Consider the following 15,642-nt stretch of genomic DNA (forward strand, 5'->3'; position numbering starts at 1 on the left):
CGGGCGCTCGACGAACAGATTGCCGACCATGGCGAACGACCTCACCTTCAGCATCACCCGGACCCGGTTCGACGAGGACTACTCCCCCGCCGACAGCTCCCGGCTGACCACGAACTTCGCCAACCTGGCGCGCGGCGAGCACCGTCAGCAGAACCTCCGCGCTGCGCTGGCGATGATCGACGGGCGAGCGAACGAGCTGGCCGCGGCACACGACCGCTACCGTCTGCAGCTCGACATCGTCTCGGTGGCGCTGGAGTTCTCCGACGGTGGTTCGGACGCCGAGTTCCCGCTGCTCGAGATGCTCGACGTCACGATCGTCGACGAGCACACCGGCGAGTGCCACCAGGGGATCCTCGGCAACAACTTCTCGTCGTACCTGCGCGACTACGACTTCTCCGTCCTGCTGCCGTCGTCCCCGGGCTTGCCGTCTGACTTCGGGGCGCTGCACGGGGCACTCTTCCAGCGCTTCCTGGAGTCCTCCGCGTTCCACTCGAATTTCAGTGCCGAGCCCGTCGTCTGCATCAGCGTCTCGACGAGCCAGACCTACCGCCGGAACGGGTACGTCCACCCCGTCCTCGGCGCCGAGTACGAGCACGAGCACTCCTCGCTCACCGACGACTACTTCGGCCGGATGGGCATGCGGGTCCGGTACTTCCAGCCCGCCGGGGCGGCTGCCCCGCTCGCGTTCTACACGCGCGGCGACCTGACCGGCGACTACACGAACCTCCAGCTCATCGGCACGATCGCCACCATGGAGACCTTCCAGAAGATCTACCGCCCGGAGGTCTACGCCGCGAACACCCCGGCCGGCAGCACCTACCGCCCCACCCTCGACCACACCGACTTCACGCCGACCCCGGTGACGTACGACCGCGAGGAGCGCAGCCGCCTCGGGATCACGCAGGGCCGGTGGACCGAGGAGCACCTGGTGCGGCCGCACCGCGCACTCCTCGCCCGGTGGGCTGACCTCGCCCTCGCGCACTGACTTCCTCTGCCCTTCGACTGACTGGACCATCACACCCATGCGTTCTCTCCTCCCCACCTCGATCGTCGGCAGCCTGCCGAAACCGTCCTGGCTCGCCGAGCCCGAACGACTCTGGTCCCCCTGGGAGCTGCAGGGCGCGGCCCTGACCGAGGGCAAGCAGGACGCCCTCCGGTCCGCCGTCCACGAGCAGGAACGCCGCGGCATCGACATCGTCAGCGACGGTGAGCAGACCCGCCAGCACTTCGTCACGACGTTCATCGAGCACCTGGACGGCGTCGACCTGGAGCGCAAGGAAACCGTCCGCATCCGCGACCGCTACGACGCGGCCGTCCCGACCGTCGTCGGTGCCGTGAGCCGTCGGAAGCCGGTCTTCGTCGAGGACGCGAAGTTCCTGCGGGCTCAGACGGATCGCCCCATCAAGTGGGCGCTCCCCGGCCCGATGACGATGATCGACACGCTCTCCGACCAGCACTACAAGAGCCGCGAGAAGCTGGCGTGGGAGTTCGCCACGATCCTCAACCAAGAGGCCCGGGAACTGCAGGACGCCGGCGTCGACATCATCCAGTTCGACGAGCCCGCCTTCACCGTCTTCCACGACGAGGTGCAGGACTGGGGCGTGGCCGCGCTCGAGCGCGCAGCCGAGGGCCTGCGCGCCGAGACCGTCGTACACATCTGTTACGGCTACGGCATCGAGGCGAACAACAAGTGGAAGGAGACCCTCGGCGCCGAGTGGCGGCAGTACGAGCAGTCCTTCCCGCTGCTGCAGCAGTCGTCGATCGACATCGTCTCGCTCGAGTGCATCCACTCGCACGTTCCGCTTGAACTCGTCGAGCTCATCCGTGGCAAGAAGGTCATGCTCGGGGCGATCGACGTGGCGACCGAGACCGTGGAGACCCCGGAAGAGGTCGCGGAGGTGCTGCGTCGGGCGCTCGAGTTCGTCGATGCGGACAAGCTCATCCCCAGCTCCAACTGCGGGATGGCACCCCTGGCGCGGGGCGCGGCGCTGGACAAGCTCGGCGCGCTGTCCGCGGGAGCGGACATCGTCCGGGCTGAGCTCGTCGGCGCGGCGGTCCCGTCGGGGCGCTGACCACTGCGAGACACCACGGCGGCTCTCTTCCGGAAGGAGGCGGGCCGCCGTTCGTGTTGCGTCCGCCGCGTGGGCGGCTTTCGGTCCGGCCTGGAGGCGCGGCTGCGGTTGCGCCGACGAGGCACGTTGGCACCGGGGTGCCGACCACGACAGGGCGTCTCTCCGTCACCATCGGCGCTCGGGTCCTGACCGCCCACCAGGGGGACGGCGTCTGCGAAGCGTCAGACTCGAGGGCGTTGACTACGGTCATGATCACCAAGGGCGTCATCCACCAGGTCGAGAGTGCGACTGTCCGAGATCGCAACGGCGTATCAGTCGGCAAGGTCGTGCAGGCGTTCCCCTCCGAGGAGGACGGCAGTGCGGCCTACGTCTGTGTCGCGACCGGACTGCTCGGGCGTCACCAGGCGCTCGTCCCCGCCGACGACGCCACGTTCGACGGCACGGACGTGCACGTCGGGTACACGAAGGACGCGATCAAGGGCGCGCCGTCCCTCGGAGCCGGACGCACCTTGTCCCCCGCCGAGGCGAACGCCGTCCGCAAACACTTCGGGCTGTCCCGCACCGGCGCTGCGACCGGCGACATGGGCGACCCACACGAGAACCTCGACCAGGCCGGGACAGGTCTTGCGGGTGCCGACGACACCGAGGGCGCTGGGACGACACCGCCGGCCTGAACCTCACCGGAGTGAACGACGCCGAAACCGAGGCTTTCGCCCACACCCGGCCAGGCAGTGGCCAGTCCTCTGGCGGGTGCGTGCTCCCTCATTGACGCGCGCTTCTGTGAGCGCGGCACACGCGGGCTTCTCGGAGGAGCACGCCCCTCTTCGTCGGACGGGCTCCGCGGCCATCACACACGCGCAGCACCGCGAAGGCGCTGCTGCGAACGCTCACGGCGTCGCAGCGTGGTCACGTGTCATGGGAAGTCACCCTCCGACACACATCGACACAACCCTTCTCGCCGGCGTTCGGCGATGCCACAGTCTCGCGATGGCGCACATCTGGTCGGGCTGTCCGCCCACACCGGACGAATCGACACCACACGGCGCCACACCACGCGACAGGTAGCAACCCAGAGCACGAAGGAGTCCTCGTGACCATCAGCAACCAGACCGCCGACAGCACGATCGACGACCGGGCCGACGACGAACTCCTCGCCCGCTTCCGTCCGATCTTCGACCGCATCGCTGCCGGCGCCTCTGAGCGCGAACGCGACCACCGCCTCCCGTTCGAGGAGATCCGCGAACTCGCCGCCGCAGGATTCGGCGCCGTCCGCGTCCCCGTCGCCCACGGCGGAGCCGGGGCGACACTGCCCCAGCTGTTCCGCCTGCTGACCGAACTCGCCGCCGCTGACAGCAACATCCCCCAGGCGCTCCGCGGCCACTTCGCACTGGTGGAGGACCGGCTGGTCGCCCGGTCCGGGGAACGCGAGGGGTGGCTGGACCGCTTCGGCCGCGGTGAGATCGCCGGCAACTCGTGGACCGAGGTCGGGTCAGTGCAGGTCGGCGACGTGATCACGAAGGTGACCCCGCAGCCGGACGGGACGTTCCGGATCACCGGGCAGAAGTACTACTCGACCGGCAGCATCTTCGCCGACTGGATCGACACCTACGCCGAACGCACGGACACCGGCGAGCGGGTCATCGCGATCGTCGACGCACACCAGCCCGGGGTCACCCACACCGACGACTGGGACGGGTTCGGGCAGCGCACCACCGGCTCCGGCACCAGCACCTTCGACGACGCCGTGGTGCAGGCCGACGCGGTGATCCCCTTCGACGAGCGGTTCAAGTACCAGACGGCGTTCTACCAGGGCGTGCTGTTGAGCGTCCTCGCCGGGTCCGTCGTCGCAGCCGAACGGGAGATCGCGCGCGAGGTCCGCAACCGCACCCGCGTCTTCTCACACGGCAACGCCGATACGTTCGCATCGGACCCGCAGATCCTCCAGGTCGTCGGCGAGGTGTCGGCGGCCGGGTTCGCCGCCACCGCGATCGTCGACCGGGCCGCCGCGGCCCTGCAGGGTGCATACGAGGGAGCGGGGCTCGACACAGCCGAGGACGAGCGCCGCAACGACCGCGCCGAACTCGCGACCGCGCAGGCGCAGGTGGCGCTGACCACGCTGGCGACGACGGCGACCTCGCACCTGTTCGACGCGCTCGCGGCGTCCGGGGTGAGCACGACGAAGAACCTCGACCGGCACTGGCGGAACGCTCGCACCGCCGGCAGCCACAACCCGTGGGTGTTCAAGGCGCGGATCATCGGTGACCACGCGGTCAACGGTGCCGAACCGCCCCGCGTCTGGGCGATCGGTGCGACCCGCACCTCGTGACGCCTGCACCGGAAGCTGGCCGCGTGACTGCACGCGATTTCGTGACACACAACGGACGGGAGGCGCGGTGCCAGCTGGCACCGCGCCTCCTGTCCCGCACACGGTCGCGGACACGCGACGGAGGCGTCGCCACCTTCTACATGTCGTCGATGAGACGGAGCGTGTAGCCGTCGGGGACCGTCTGGTGTTCGACGTAGTGCATGAACACCGGCGCAGCCTGGTCGGCCGTGAACAGCTCGGAAGGATGCCGCGGCTCGTGCGCGGCCTGCACGTCGATGGTCTCCGTGAGCGGTTCGGTGAGATCGTGGGCACGGCCGACGATGGAGAAGCGGTACTCCCCGTCGTCCTCGCGACGGCGCAGCTCCACGCTCATCTTCTCGGCGGTGCCACCGGCCTGCAGGTAGGAGTTGCCGTACTGCTCCTCAGTCTTGTCGGGGTTGAACATCCAGTCGGCGTCGTCGGGACACCACCAGAGCCTCCACGCGAAGTGCTCGTCGTTGTCGAGGAGTCCCAGCATGCGGCGGACCTGGTCGGGCATCGGCCGGAAGGTGTCCCGCAGGATGCTGCTGATGCTGCTGTTGGTCTCTTCGATGATCATGTGCCGCTTCACTCGTTGCGCTGACCGAGGTGATCTGGATTCGTTCTCCGTTCAGTGTGGCCGACGCGGGATGGTCATTGTTGAACGAACGCTCCGGCAACGAGGTGCTCCCGGTGACACGCTGGTCCCATGTCCCCCTCCAAGGTCATCGCAGCACTCGGGAGTTCCTTCGCAGCCGGCCCGGGCATCGAGCCGATCGTCGACGCCAGCGCCGTGCGGTCCGCGAAGAACTACGCGCACCAGCTCGCCGGACGCCTCTCGGCGGAACTCGTCGATCTCACCGTCTCGGGCGCGACGACGGCGAATGTCCTCGACACCCCGCAGCAAGCCTTGTCCGGTGTCGTCTACCCGCCGCAGGTCGACGGCGTTCCGGCCGATGCCGACGTGGTCACCGTGACCGCCGGCGGCAACGACCTGCAGTTCGCCGGTGCGATGTTCTCCGTGGCGTTGCGCCGGACGGCACCGGAATCTCCCATGGTCGCCACGCTCAGCACCATGTTGCCGGACGACATCCCCGCACCGACCGACGAGGCCGTCGAAGCGGCGACAGCGGGACTCGTGCAGGTCGTCGAGAAGGCCCGCGAGAAGGCACCACGTGCGCGGATCATGCTTGTCGACTACCTCACGGTGGTGGACGGCGACTCGCTCGAGCACACGCCGTTCGACCAGGACGAGCTGGATCAGTTCCTGGTCATAAAGACGGCGATCCGCAAGGTCTTCCGCGACGCGGCATCGAGGACCGGCGCCGAACTCGTCCTCGCCTCGGCGCTGAGCGAGGGCCACGCGCTCGGCTCAGCGAAGCCCTGGATCCAGCCGTTCCACCTGGACATGTCCTCGTTCCACCCCAACGAGGCCGGCATGACCGCCATCGCCGCGGAGCTGGAGCGCACGCTCAACGCGTAGGCCTCCACCGGTCACATCAGCCCACCTCAAGCACCCCGTGGACAGCGCTCGTGGGCAGTCGGAAGTCTTTGGCACCGGCGAGAACACGTCGAGACTCCACGCGCTCGCGCGACACATGACGGACGGGAGGCGTCACCATCTTCTACATGTCGGCGACGAGACGGAGCGCGTAGCCGTCGGGGACCGTCTGGTGTTCGACGTAGTGCATGAACACCGGCGCCGCCTGATCGGCCGTGAACAGCTCGGCTGAATGCCGGGACTCGTGCGCCGCCTGCACGTCGATGGTCTCCGTGAGCGGTTCCGACAGATCGTGGGCACGGCCGACGATGGAGAAGCGGTACTCGCCGTCGTCCGCACGGCGGCGTAGCTCCACGGTCATCTTCTCCGCGGTGCCACCGGCCTGCAGGTACGAGTCGCCGTACTCGTCGATGACCGCCTGCGGGCCGGCGCGCCAGGTCTGGTCGTCGATCGGCGCGGAGAAGACGAGCCACGCGAAGTGGTCGTCGTTGTCGAGAAGGCCGAGGCTACGTCGCACCTGCTCCGGGAGCGGTCGGAACGTGTCGTTCAGCACACTGCTGACCGACCCGTTGGTTTTCGTGATGATCAAGGCGGGCTCCTCCACGTGCTCGTCGGCGACAGAGGTGATCGTGATCCGCGCTCCTCTGAGCGTGGCACACGTGGGTTCGTCGGGGCATCACACCCCCCCTGGTCCGACGTTGGCAGCTCGCGGTTCGGCGCTCGCCGAACGGACCATGGCGTCGACGAACGAGATGCCCGCTCGGCCCAGGCTGCGATCGCACATCCCGAGCCGCGGACCGTCGCTGGACGACTCAGTGGGGCCTGTCGAACGATTTGAGCTCCTGCGGTACTGCGGACACCGAACCGCGTACCCGGATCGGCATCGGGACGAGCTGTTCACCGACGGTCAAGTCCGGGTCAAGGAGGATGCGGACCGCCAGGGCCCCCATCTCCTCGTACGGCAGCGCCGCGGTGGTGAGGGTCGGTTCGAGGTACAACGCGATGTCGTCGTCGTCGAAGGAAACGACTGAGACGTCCTCGGAGACCCGGAGTCCCGCTTCGGTCAGGGCGCGGTAGACACCGAAGGCGAGCCGGTCGTTCAGGGCGATCACCGCTCCAGGGCGACGGCCGCTGGCGAGCAGGCCCCGCATGGCTTCGTAGCCGTGGTCGGGATCCCACTCGGGCATGTCGATCTCACTGATCGGCACGACGTCGTGGGCCGCGAGGGCCGCCGATATCCCGGCGAGGCGCCGTTCGATCGCGCGGGTGGTCCAAGCCGGGCGGACGGACCGATCGCGGCCGATGATGACGACGTCCTCGGTGTGGCCGGCGTCGAGCAGGAGCCGCACGATCGACTCGCCGCCGGCGTGCTCATCGGCGAGGACGGTGGCGGTCGGACGGGATGCGACTGCGTTGAGCATGACGACGGGGATGTCCGCGTTGATCTCAGGGAGTTCGACGGCGTGCGGTCGGATCGAAGCGTAGATGAGCCCGTCCACCTGGTGGTCGACGAGCACACCGAACGACGAGACGATCCCGGCCTGCTGGTCCTCGGTCTCGGTGATGAAGAGGACGTATCCCTGGCGCTTCGCCTCGGCGAGGGCGCCGCGGATCATGCCCGACCCGAACCGGTCAGTCGTGATGGCCTCGGAGACGAGTCCGATGACACCGGACCGGCGAGTGGTGAGTGACCGTGCGGTGAGGTTCGGTCGGTAACCGAGTTCACCCGCTGCGGCACGGATGCGGGCTGCGGCGTCGACGGAAACGCGCGATGCCGGGTGGGAGTTGAGCACCTGCGAGACGGCTGCCTTGGACAGCCCGACGCGAGCGGCGACGTCGGAGAGCGTCACTCGACGGGCGCTCATCTCGACCTCGTCGTCATTGTTCGCACCTCTCCAGCATACGGGCTTGACAGACCGTGGTGAACCGGTACACCATACGTGATTAACCGGTTCACCATGGCGGTGGACCCCTCGATGATGAGTGGTGGAACCCCGTGCACGACCTTCCCTCGACCGACGGCCAACGCCGCTTCCGGGCAACGGTGCTCCCGTGCTGAGGCTCCCCGACCACTGGGTGTGGGACTTCTGGTTCGCCGACGACGGCGACCGCCACCACGTGTTCTTCCTCCACGCACCGCGGTCACTCGGCGACGAGCACCGTCGACACCGTGCAGCCCGCATCGGTCATGCCGTCTCCGACGACCTCGTCGACTGGGCGATCCTGGACGGACCGTTCGGGCCCGGTCCCGACAACGCGTTCGACGGGACGACGACCTGGACCGGGAGCGTCGTGCGCGGCCAGGACGACCGCTGGCGGATGTTCTACACCGGCACACGGTTCCTCGAGGACGAACCCGTCCACACCAACATCGAGACGGTCGGGGTCGCCGTGTCCGACGACCTCGTCACCTGGCAGAAGCTGCCCGGCCCTGTGACGCGCTCCGACCCCCGCTGGTACGAGACCCTCGGCAACGACCCCGACGTCGACGGCGCACTCTTCCCGGAAGAGGCCTGGCGCGACCCGTGGGTCCACGAGGACCCCTCTGGCGGCCTCTGGCACATGCTCGTCACCGCCCGCTCCACCGAGGGAGCGCTCGACGACCGCGGAGTCATCGGACACGCGACGTCCACCGACCTCGAGCGCTGGGAGGTACAGCCACCGCTGACCTCACCCGGATCGGGCTTCGTCCACCTCGAGGTACCGCAGGTCGTGCAGGTCGACGGCGCCTGGTTCCTGGTGTTCTCCTGCCCCGCTGACGCCCTCAGCACGGCCAATCCACGCGCCGACGAGACACCGGGCACCTGGTCGGTCCCGATCGACGGGCCCTTCGGTCCGTTCGACGTGACGGATGCCGAGCCGCTGACCGACGTGACGTGCTACTCGGGCCGGATCGTCCGTCGTCGCGACGGCTCACCCGTCCTGATGACCTTCGCGAACGGCCGCGCCGGAGAACCCCTGCCCGGCTTCCTGCACGACCCGGTCGACGTGCACGTCGTCGACGGTCGGCTGGCCCTCCGTCCAGCGACGCCCACGGCCCAGACCCAGACCCAGACCCAGACCCAACCCTGCCCCGCCGGCAGCGGTACGGCCGCTCCCTGAGCGCCGTCCCACCGACCGACACCCGATCCCACTCAAGGAGAACCATGCACACCACGTCCCTCGTCCGCCGGACAGGAACGGTCATCGCCCTCGCCGCGGTCGCCGCTGCTGCCCTCACCGGCTGCTCCTCCGGCTCCGCTTCCAGCAGTGCTGCTGGCAGCGGGACCGGCAGCATCGTCGTCTGGGGCCACCAAGGCCAGGACTCCGAGGTCGCGGCCATCCAGAACGCCGTCAAGGGCTTCAACGCGTCGCAGAAGAAGGTGAAGGCGACCCTGAAGCTCATCTCCGGCGACACCTACACCAGCACCGTGACGAACACCCCGACGAACAAGTTGCCGGATGTGCTCGAGATCGACGGCCCGACGCTCGCGAGCTACGTCTACAACGGCAAGCTCACTCCGCTCAGCGACTACGTGTCGAAGTCCACCGTCAGCAACGCCACGAGCGGCTCGATCGCCGAGGGTACCGACAACGGCAAGCTCTACGGCCTCGCGCAGTACAGCTCGGCGATGGGCCTCTACGGCAACAAGAAGCTCCTCAAGGCCGCCGGTGTTCAGCTCCCGACTTCGCCGTCCACTGCGTGGACGCCGGAACAGTTCTCGGCGGCGCTGAAGAAGCTCGCCGCGGCGAACTCCTCAGGGAAAGCGCTCGACCTCACCGAAGCGTCGCTGAACGCCGAGTGGGGCACGTACGGCTTCTCGCCGATGGTCCAGTCTGCCGGGGGCAACCTCGTCCAGGGTGACAAGGCCACCGGTGTGCTGAACTCCGCCGCCTCGGTCAAGGCCCTCAAGGACATCGCGTCCTGGAAGCCCTACGTCGACGCGAACACGGACGGCAACGCCTTCCAGAACGGCCGCGTCGCGCTGAGCCTCAGCGGACACTGGAACTACCCGGCCTACTCGAAGGCGGTCGGCAGCAACCTCGTGGCCCTGCCGCTGCCGAACTTCGGCAAGGGTGAGAAGGTCGGCGCCGGGTCCTGGACCTGGGGCATGAGCTCGGCCACCAAGAACGGCAAGGCCGCAGGTGCCTTCATGGACTACCTGCTCAACGACACCAGCGTCAAGGCGATCACGGACGCGAACGGTGCTCCGGCAGCGACGAAGTCCGTGTTCGACAAGCAGGCCGACTACCAGCCCGGTGGTGCCCTCGCCCTCTGGGGGCAACAGCTCGAGCAGTCCTGCCCCGCCACGGCGATCACGGACTCCTGTATCGCGGTCTACCGACCGGTGACCCCGGGCTACCCGGTCATCACCTCGAAGTTCGCCAGTGCGCTCTCCGCGGTCTGGGGCGGCGCCGACGCGAAGGAGCAGCTGACCACCGCGGCCCAGTCCATCGACCAGGCCTTCTCCGACAGCAACGACTACAAGTGATCGGCGGTGGAGACGTCGGCCTGCCCGACGTCTCCACCGGCACCGCCCCCGAACAGGACGACCAGGAGCACCAGTGACCAGCACGACCAGTCCCCAGTCGGATGCCCCGCCGACGCCATCCAGGGCGCGGGAGCACCGCGCTCCCCGACAACTGCGCAAGCAGCGGAGCGGCACCTTCGCCGGTCCGCTGATGGCCCTCCCCGCGATGAGCGGCATCGTCCTGTTCATCGCAGTACCCTTCGTCGCCGCGATCGGGCTGTCGTTCTTCAACGTCCAGATCGGGTCGCCGCGTCCGCCGACGTTCCTCGGGTTCACGCAGTACGTGCGCCTCTTCACCGACCCCGTCGAGGCACCGCAGTTCTTCCGCGCCCTCGGCAACAACCTCTTCTTCGCCGCGGTCGTCATCCCGGTGCAGACCGGGCTGGCGCTCGTGTTCGCCGTCCTGCTCAACCAGCAGCTCAAGGGCATCAAGTTCTTCCGCACGTTCTTCTTCATGCCCGTCGTCTTCCCCATGGCGCTCGTCGCCGTCATCTGGCGCGTCATCCTCGACCGCAGCGGGGACGGCCTGCTGAACAGCGCGGTCGAGACCGTGACCGGCGGGACCGTCGGCGCGCACAACTGGCTCGGCTCCGGCAACACGGCGATGCTCTCCGTCATCGTCCTGTCGGTCTGGCAGGGCGTCGGCTTCCAGATGGTGATCATCCTCGCGGCGTTGCAGGAGATCCCCGAGGAGCGCTACGAGGCCGCACGACTCGACCGAGCGAACGTCTTCCAGCAGTTCCGCTACATCACCGTGCCCGGCGTCCGGAACACCCTGATCTTCGTCGTGCTGCTCACGACGATCTTCGCCTTCCGGGTCTACGACCAGGTGTACATCCTGATCACCACCGCCGGCGGGAACGAGAACGCCCTCCGCACGGTCCTGTACCAGGCGACGAACGCGATCCTCGCCGAGAACAGCGTCGGCCAGGCTGCCGCCATCTCGGTGGTCCTCTTCCTGATCATCGTCGTCATCACCCTCGTCCAGCGAGCCGTCCTGCGCCAGAGGAGCGAAAGTTGAGCACCATCCGACCCACCCGCAAGCGACTCTCGAAGGCCGGCTCCTACGCCATCCTCATCGTGATGTCGGCGGTCATGTTCTCGCCGATCTACTACCTGCTGATCGGCAGCTTCAAGCCGAGCTCCGAGGTCCTCGACGGCTTCACCGGCTTCCTCCCCATCCACCTGTCGCTCCAGAACTACCTCGGGGTCTTCAAGGCCCTCGACTCGGACGCGACGGGGTACTTCTGGCGGTTCATGGGCAACTCCGTCGCCATCTCGCTGGTCATCGTGCTCGGCGGGCTCGTCGTGAACTCGATGGCGGGCTACTCCTTCGCGCGCCTGCAGTGGCGCGGCAAGAACGCGGTGTTCGTCATCGTCGTCCTGCTGATCATCGTGCCGTTCGAGTCCGTCGCGGTCCCGCTGCTGTTCCTGCTGAACGGCCAGCGCGACACCCTGTTCGTGCAGATGATCCCGTTCGTGGCGAACGCGTTCTCGATCTTCTTGTTCTACACGTTCTTCCTCAACCTGCCGAAGAGCATCGAGGAGGCCGCGCGCCTGGACGGTCTCGGGGCATTCGGCACGTTCGCCCGGGTCGTCGTCCCGAACGCCAGACCGGTCTTCGCGACCGTGGCCATCCTCACGTTCCTCAGCTCGTGGGGGTCGTACCTCTGGCCGTCGATCGTGACGTCCGATCCGACCGCCCGCCCGCTCCCGCTCGAGATGAGCGTGTTCTCCGGCCAGACGCCGGTCGACTGGGGACAGACGTTCGCCTTCGGGACCCTGCTGGTGCTGCCGGTCCTGATCGTCTTCCTCGCGTTCCAGCGGTTCTTCATCCAGAGTGTCGCCGGTTCGGCCGTCAAGGGATGACGCTCGCCTGCTCGAGTCGAGGTGGAACCGGTCGGTCGCAGACGCCCCTTCCGAGCTGAACCTCGACGGGGGTGCCAGCAAGCCTCTCGGGCGGCGGGGCCGGTGAACGAAGGACGCCCCGCCGGCCGAAGCCAGCGGGGCGTCCCCGTCGAGTCAGTCCAGGATCAGAAGTCCCAGTCCTCGTCCTCAGTGTTCACGGCCTTGCCGATGACGTACGACGAGCCCGACCCCGAGAAGAAGTCGTGGTTCTCGTCCGCGTTCGGCGACAGGGCGGAGAGGATGGCCGGGTTCACGTCCGTGATGTTCTTCGGGAACATCGGCTCGTAGCCCAGGTTCATCAGCGCCTTGTTGGCGTTGTAGTGCAGGAACTTCTTGACGTCCTCGGTCAGACCGACCTCGTCGTAGAGGTCCTGCGTGTACTGCACCTCGTTCTCGTACATCTCGAACAGCAGCGAGAACGTGTAGTCCTTGAGCTCGTCACGCTCGGCCTGCGTGAGGGTCTCGAGGCCCTTCTGGTACTTGTAGCCGATGTAGTACCCGTGGACGGCTTCGTCACGGATGATCAGGCGGATCAGGTCGGCGGTGTTCGTGAGCTTCGCGCGCGACGACCAGTGCATCGGCAGGTAGAAGCCCGAGTAGAACAGGAACGACTCGAGCAGCGTCGAGGCGACCTTGCGCTTCAGCGGGTTGTCGCCCTGGTAGTAGTCCATCACGATGGACGCCTTCTTCTGCAGGTTCGGGTTCTCCTCGGACCAGCGGAAGGCCTCGTCGATCTCACGCGTCGACGCGAGCGTCGAGAAGATCGACGAGTAGGACTTGGCGTGCACCGACTCCATGAACGCGATGTTCGTGTAGACGGCTTCCTCGTGCGGGGTGATCGCGTCGGGGATGAGCGACACGGCGCCGACGGTGCCCTGGATGGTGTCGAGCAGGGTCAGACCGGTGAACACGCGCATGGTCAGGGTCTGCTCGGCCGGCGTCAGCGTGTTCCACGACTGCACGTCGTTCGACAGCGGCACCTTCTCGGGCAGCCAGAAGTTGTTGACGAGACGGTTCCAGACCTCGACGTCCTTGTCGTCCTGGATGCGGTTCCAGTTGATGGCCTGGACCCGATCAATGAGCTTCAGCTTCTCGACCAACGTGTGTTCCTTACAGAGATGGTGACTAAGTGACGGACTGGAGGCGCGGTGCGGGTTGGCACCGCGCCTCCAGGGAGCAGAGCGGAAGCTCTACAGCATGCAGCTGACGCAGCCCTCGACCTCCGTGCCCTCCAGCGCGAGCTGGCGGAGACGGATGTAGTAGATCGTCTTGATGCCCTTGCGCCATGCGTAGATCTGCGCCTTGTTGATGTCACGCGTGGTGGCGGTGTCCTTGAAGAACAGCGTCAGGGACAGGCCCTGGTCCACGTGCTGCGTCGCGGCGGCGTACGTGTCGATGATCTTCTCGGCACCGATCTCGTACGCGTCCTGGTAGTAGTCCAGGTTGTCGTTCGTCATGAACGGCGCCGGGTAGTAGACGCGGCCGAGCTTGCCTTCCTTGCGGATCTCGATCTTCGACGCGATCGGGTGGATCGACGACGTCGAGTGGTTGATGTACGAGATCGAACCGGTCGGCGGGACGGCCTGCAGGTTCTGGTTGTAGATGCCGTGCTCCTGGATGGACGCCTTCAGCGCCTTCCAGTCGTCCTGCGTCGGGATCGTGATGTTCGCGTTGTCGAACAGCGAGGCAACGCGAGCCGTCGCGGGGGTCCACGTCTGGTCGGTGTACTTGTCGAAGAACTCACCCGATGCGTACTTCGAGTCGCGGAAGCCGTCGAAGGTCTCGCCGGTCTCGATCGCGATCTTGTTCGACGCACGAAGGGCGTGGAACAGCACCGTGTAGAAGTAGATGTTCGTGAAGTCGATGCCCTCTTCGGAGCCGTAGTAGACGCGCTCACGAGCGAGGTAACCGTGCAGGTTCATCTGGCCGAGGCCGATGGCGTGCGACTTGTCGTTGCCGTCCTCGACGGAACGCACCGAGGTGATGTGCGACATCTGCGAGACCGAGGTCAGGCCGCGGATGGCGGTCTCGATGGTCTTGCCGAAGTCGGGCGAGTCCATCGTCAGCGCGATGTTCAGCGAGCCGAGGTTGCAGGAGATGTCCTTGCCGATCTCCTTGTAGGACAGGTCCTCGTTGAAGGTCGTCGGGGTGTTGACCTGCAGGATCTCCGAGCACAGGTTGGACATGTTGATCCGACCCTTGATCGGGTTGGCCTTGTTCACCGTGTCCTCGAACACGATGTACGGGTAGCCCGACTCGAACTGGATCTCGGCGATGGTCGTGAAGAAGTCACGCGCCTTGATCTTCGTCTTCTTGATGCGCGAGTCGTCGACCATCGCGCGGTAGTTCTCGGAGATCGGGACGTCGCCGAAGGGGACGCCGTAGACCTTCTCGACGTCGTACGGCGAGAACAGGTACATGTCCTCGTTGTTCTTCGCGAGCTCGAACGTGATGTCCGGCACGACGACGCCCAGGGACAGCGTCTTGATGCGGATCTTCTCGTCGGCGTTCTCGCGCTTGGTGTCGAGGAACTTCATGATGTCCGGGTGGTGGGCGCTGAGGTAGACCGCGCCGGCACCCTGACGCGCACCGAGCTGGTTCGCGTAGGAGAAGGAGTCTTCCAGCAGCTTCATCACGGGGATGATGCCCGAGGACTGGTTCTCGATCTGCTTGATCGGGGCGCCGGCCTCGCGGATGTTGGAGAGGAGCAGGGCCACGCCGCCGCCGCGCTTCGAGAGCTGCAGCGAGGAGTTGATGCCGCGCGAGATCGACTCCATGTTGTCCTCGATGCGGAGCAGGAAGCAGGAGACGAGCTCGCCGCGCTGTGCCTTCGCCGTGTTGAGGAACGTGGGGGTCGCGGGCTGGAAGCGGCCGGCGACGATCTCTTCGACCAGGTCGATGGCGAGCTGCTCGTTGCCCTGGGCCAGGCCGAGGGCGGTCATGACGACGCGGTCCTCGAAGCGCTCCAGGTACCGCTTGCCGTCGAACGTCTTGAGCGTGTAGCTCGTGTAGTACTTGAACGCGCCGAGGAACGTCTGGAACCGGAACTTCTTCGAGTACGCCAGGTCGTTGAGTCGCTGGATGAAGTCCAGCGAGTACATGTCGATCGTGGCTTGTTCGTAGTACTCGTTCTCGACCAGGTAGTCGAGCCGCTCCTTCAGGTTGTGGAAGAAGACGGTGTTCTGGTTGACGTGCTGCAGGAAGAACTGCTTGGCGGCCTCACGATCCTTGTCGAACTGGATGTTCCCGTCCGCGTCGTAGAGGTTGAGCATCGCGTTGAGGGAGTGGTAGTCCATCCCCGTCTGC

The 15,642-nt window shown here is 66.8% G+C and carries 14 protein-coding genes; 9 read left to right on the forward strand and 5 right to left on the reverse strand.

All coding sequences use genetic code 11. The features are described 5' to 3' along the window. Nucleotides 1–28 precede the first annotated feature (28 nt). The 4 genes from ACL00U_RS14200 (at nt 29) to ACL00U_RS14215 (ending at nt 4,398) form a co-directional block, all read left to right on the forward strand. Nucleotides 29–985 (forward strand): putative oxygenase MesX, encoded by a 957-nt coding sequence (locus ACL00U_RS14200; protein ID WP_412873530.1) that lies wholly within the window; start codon nt 29–31, stop codon nt 983–985. A 37-nt stretch (nt 986–1,022) separates the two neighbouring features. After that, nucleotides 1,023–2,072, forward strand: a complete 1,050-nt coding sequence (locus tag ACL00U_RS14205; RefSeq protein ID WP_071251293.1) for a methionine synthase — start codon at nt 1,023–1,025, stop codon at nt 2,070–2,072. Nucleotides 2,073–2,320: 248 nt separating this feature from the next. Next, nucleotides 2,321–2,746, forward strand: coding sequence for a hypothetical protein (locus ACL00U_RS14210; protein ID WP_412873531.1), 426 nt, complete (start codon nt 2,321–2,323; stop codon nt 2,744–2,746). Between the two features lie 416 nt (nt 2,747–3,162). Continuing rightward, on the forward strand, nt 3,163–4,398 hold the full coding sequence (locus ACL00U_RS14215; RefSeq protein WP_412873532.1) for an acyl-CoA dehydrogenase family protein: 1,236 nt from the start codon (nt 3,163–3,165) through the stop codon (nt 4,396–4,398). A gap of 136 nt (nt 4,399–4,534) precedes the next feature. Here the strand turns inward: ACL00U_RS14215 and ACL00U_RS14220 are convergent, their stop codons facing one another. Next, nucleotides 4,535–4,996 carry a hypothetical protein gene (locus ACL00U_RS14220; protein ID WP_412873533.1) on the reverse strand — a complete coding sequence of 154 codons (462 nt, stop codon included), beginning with the start codon at nt 4,994–4,996 and terminating at the stop codon, nt 4,535–4,537. A gap of 129 nt (nt 4,997–5,125) precedes the next feature. Here ACL00U_RS14220 and ACL00U_RS14225 point away from each other — a divergent pair, with 129 nt between their 5' ends. Beyond that, nucleotides 5,126–5,899 (forward strand): SGNH/GDSL hydrolase family protein, encoded by a 774-nt coding sequence (locus ACL00U_RS14225; protein ID WP_412873534.1) that lies wholly within the window; start codon nt 5,126–5,128, stop codon nt 5,897–5,899. Between the two features lie 142 nt (nt 5,900–6,041). Here ACL00U_RS14225 and ACL00U_RS14230 read toward each other — a convergent pair whose 3' ends face one another. Next, nucleotides 6,042–6,506, reverse strand: a complete 465-nt coding sequence (locus ACL00U_RS14230; RefSeq protein ID WP_412873535.1) for a hypothetical protein — start codon at nt 6,504–6,506, stop codon at nt 6,042–6,044. Between the two features lie 223 nt (nt 6,507–6,729). Next, a complete protein-coding gene (locus ACL00U_RS14235) occupies nt 6,730–7,782 on the reverse strand; it encodes a LacI family DNA-binding transcriptional regulator (RefSeq protein WP_031259559.1) in 1,053 nt (350 codons plus the stop codon). A 187-nt stretch (nt 7,783–7,969) separates the two neighbouring features. On the opposite strand from ACL00U_RS14235, the gene ACL00U_RS14240 reads away from it, so the two are divergent. The 4 genes from ACL00U_RS14240 (at nt 7,970) to ACL00U_RS14255 (ending at nt 12,297) form a co-directional block, all read left to right on the forward strand. After that, a complete protein-coding gene (locus ACL00U_RS14240; RefSeq protein ID WP_412873536.1) occupies nt 7,970–9,019 on the forward strand; it encodes a glycosyl hydrolase family 32 in 1,050 nt (349 codons plus the stop codon). 44 nt (nt 9,020–9,063) lie between these two features. Beyond that, the gene (locus ACL00U_RS14245) at nt 9,064–10,389 is read left to right on the forward strand and encodes an extracellular solute-binding protein (protein ID WP_412873537.1); all 1,326 of its coding nucleotides are present in this window, start codon (nt 9,064–9,066) and stop codon (nt 10,387–10,389) included. 73 nt (nt 10,390–10,462) lie between these two features. Then, nucleotides 10,463–11,449, forward strand: coding sequence for a carbohydrate ABC transporter permease (locus ACL00U_RS14250; RefSeq protein WP_231564124.1), 987 nt, complete (start codon nt 10,463–10,465; stop codon nt 11,447–11,449). Further along, nucleotides 11,446–12,297: a carbohydrate ABC transporter permease gene (locus ACL00U_RS14255; RefSeq protein ID WP_017886893.1), complete on the forward strand. Its 852-nt coding sequence runs from the start codon at nt 11,446–11,448 to the stop codon at nt 12,295–12,297. Before ACL00U_RS14250 ends, ACL00U_RS14255 begins: the two co-directional genes overlap by 4 nt. A gap of 164 nt (nt 12,298–12,461) precedes the next feature. On the opposite strand, the gene nrdF is transcribed toward ACL00U_RS14255, so the two are convergent. Both nrdF and nrdE read right to left on the reverse strand, forming a co-directional pair. After that, nucleotides 12,462–13,436: a class 1b ribonucleoside-diphosphate reductase subunit beta gene (gene nrdF / locus ACL00U_RS14260; RefSeq protein WP_017886894.1), complete on the reverse strand. Its 975-nt coding sequence runs from the start codon at nt 13,434–13,436 to the stop codon at nt 12,462–12,464. Between the two features lie 90 nt (nt 13,437–13,526). After that, entirely contained in the window at nt 13,527–15,632 is a 2,106-nt protein-coding gene (nrdE, locus tag ACL00U_RS14265; RefSeq protein ID WP_017886895.1) for a class 1b ribonucleoside-diphosphate reductase subunit alpha, read from the reverse strand. Nucleotides 15,633–15,642: the final 10 nt, after the last annotated feature.

The organism is Curtobacterium poinsettiae, assembly GCF_047226435.1.
Lineage (GTDB): Bacteria > Actinomycetota > Actinomycetes > Actinomycetales > Microbacteriaceae > Curtobacterium > Curtobacterium poinsettiae.

Bases quoted from the DNA above. Each gene is read 5' to 3' on its own strand.
- ACL00U_RS14200 (WP_412873530.1), top strand. From the start codon at position 29: ATGGCGAACGACCTCACCTTCAGCATCACCCGGACCCGGTTCGACGAG.
- ACL00U_RS14205 (WP_071251293.1), top strand. From the start codon at position 1,023: ATGCGTTCTCTCCTCCCCACCTCGATCGTCGGCAGCCTGCCGAAACCG.
- ACL00U_RS14210 (WP_412873531.1), top strand. From the start codon at position 2,321: ATGATCACCAAGGGCGTCATCCACCAGGTCGAGAGTGCGACTGTCCGA.
- ACL00U_RS14220 (WP_412873533.1), bottom strand. From the start codon at position 4,996: ATGATCATCGAAGAGACCAACAGCAGCATCAGCAGCATCCTGCGGGAC.
- ACL00U_RS14225 (WP_412873534.1), top strand. From the start codon at position 5,126: ATGTCCCCCTCCAAGGTCATCGCAGCACTCGGGAGTTCCTTCGCAGCC.
- ACL00U_RS14235 (WP_031259559.1), bottom strand. From the start codon at position 7,782: ATGAGCGCCCGTCGAGTGACGCTCTCCGACGTCGCCGCTCGCGTCGGG.
- ACL00U_RS14245 (WP_412873537.1), top strand. From the start codon at position 9,064: ATGCACACCACGTCCCTCGTCCGCCGGACAGGAACGGTCATCGCCCTC.
- nrdE (WP_017886895.1), bottom strand. From the start codon at position 15,632: ATGGACTACCACTCCCTCAACGCGATGCTCAACCTCTACGACGCGGAC.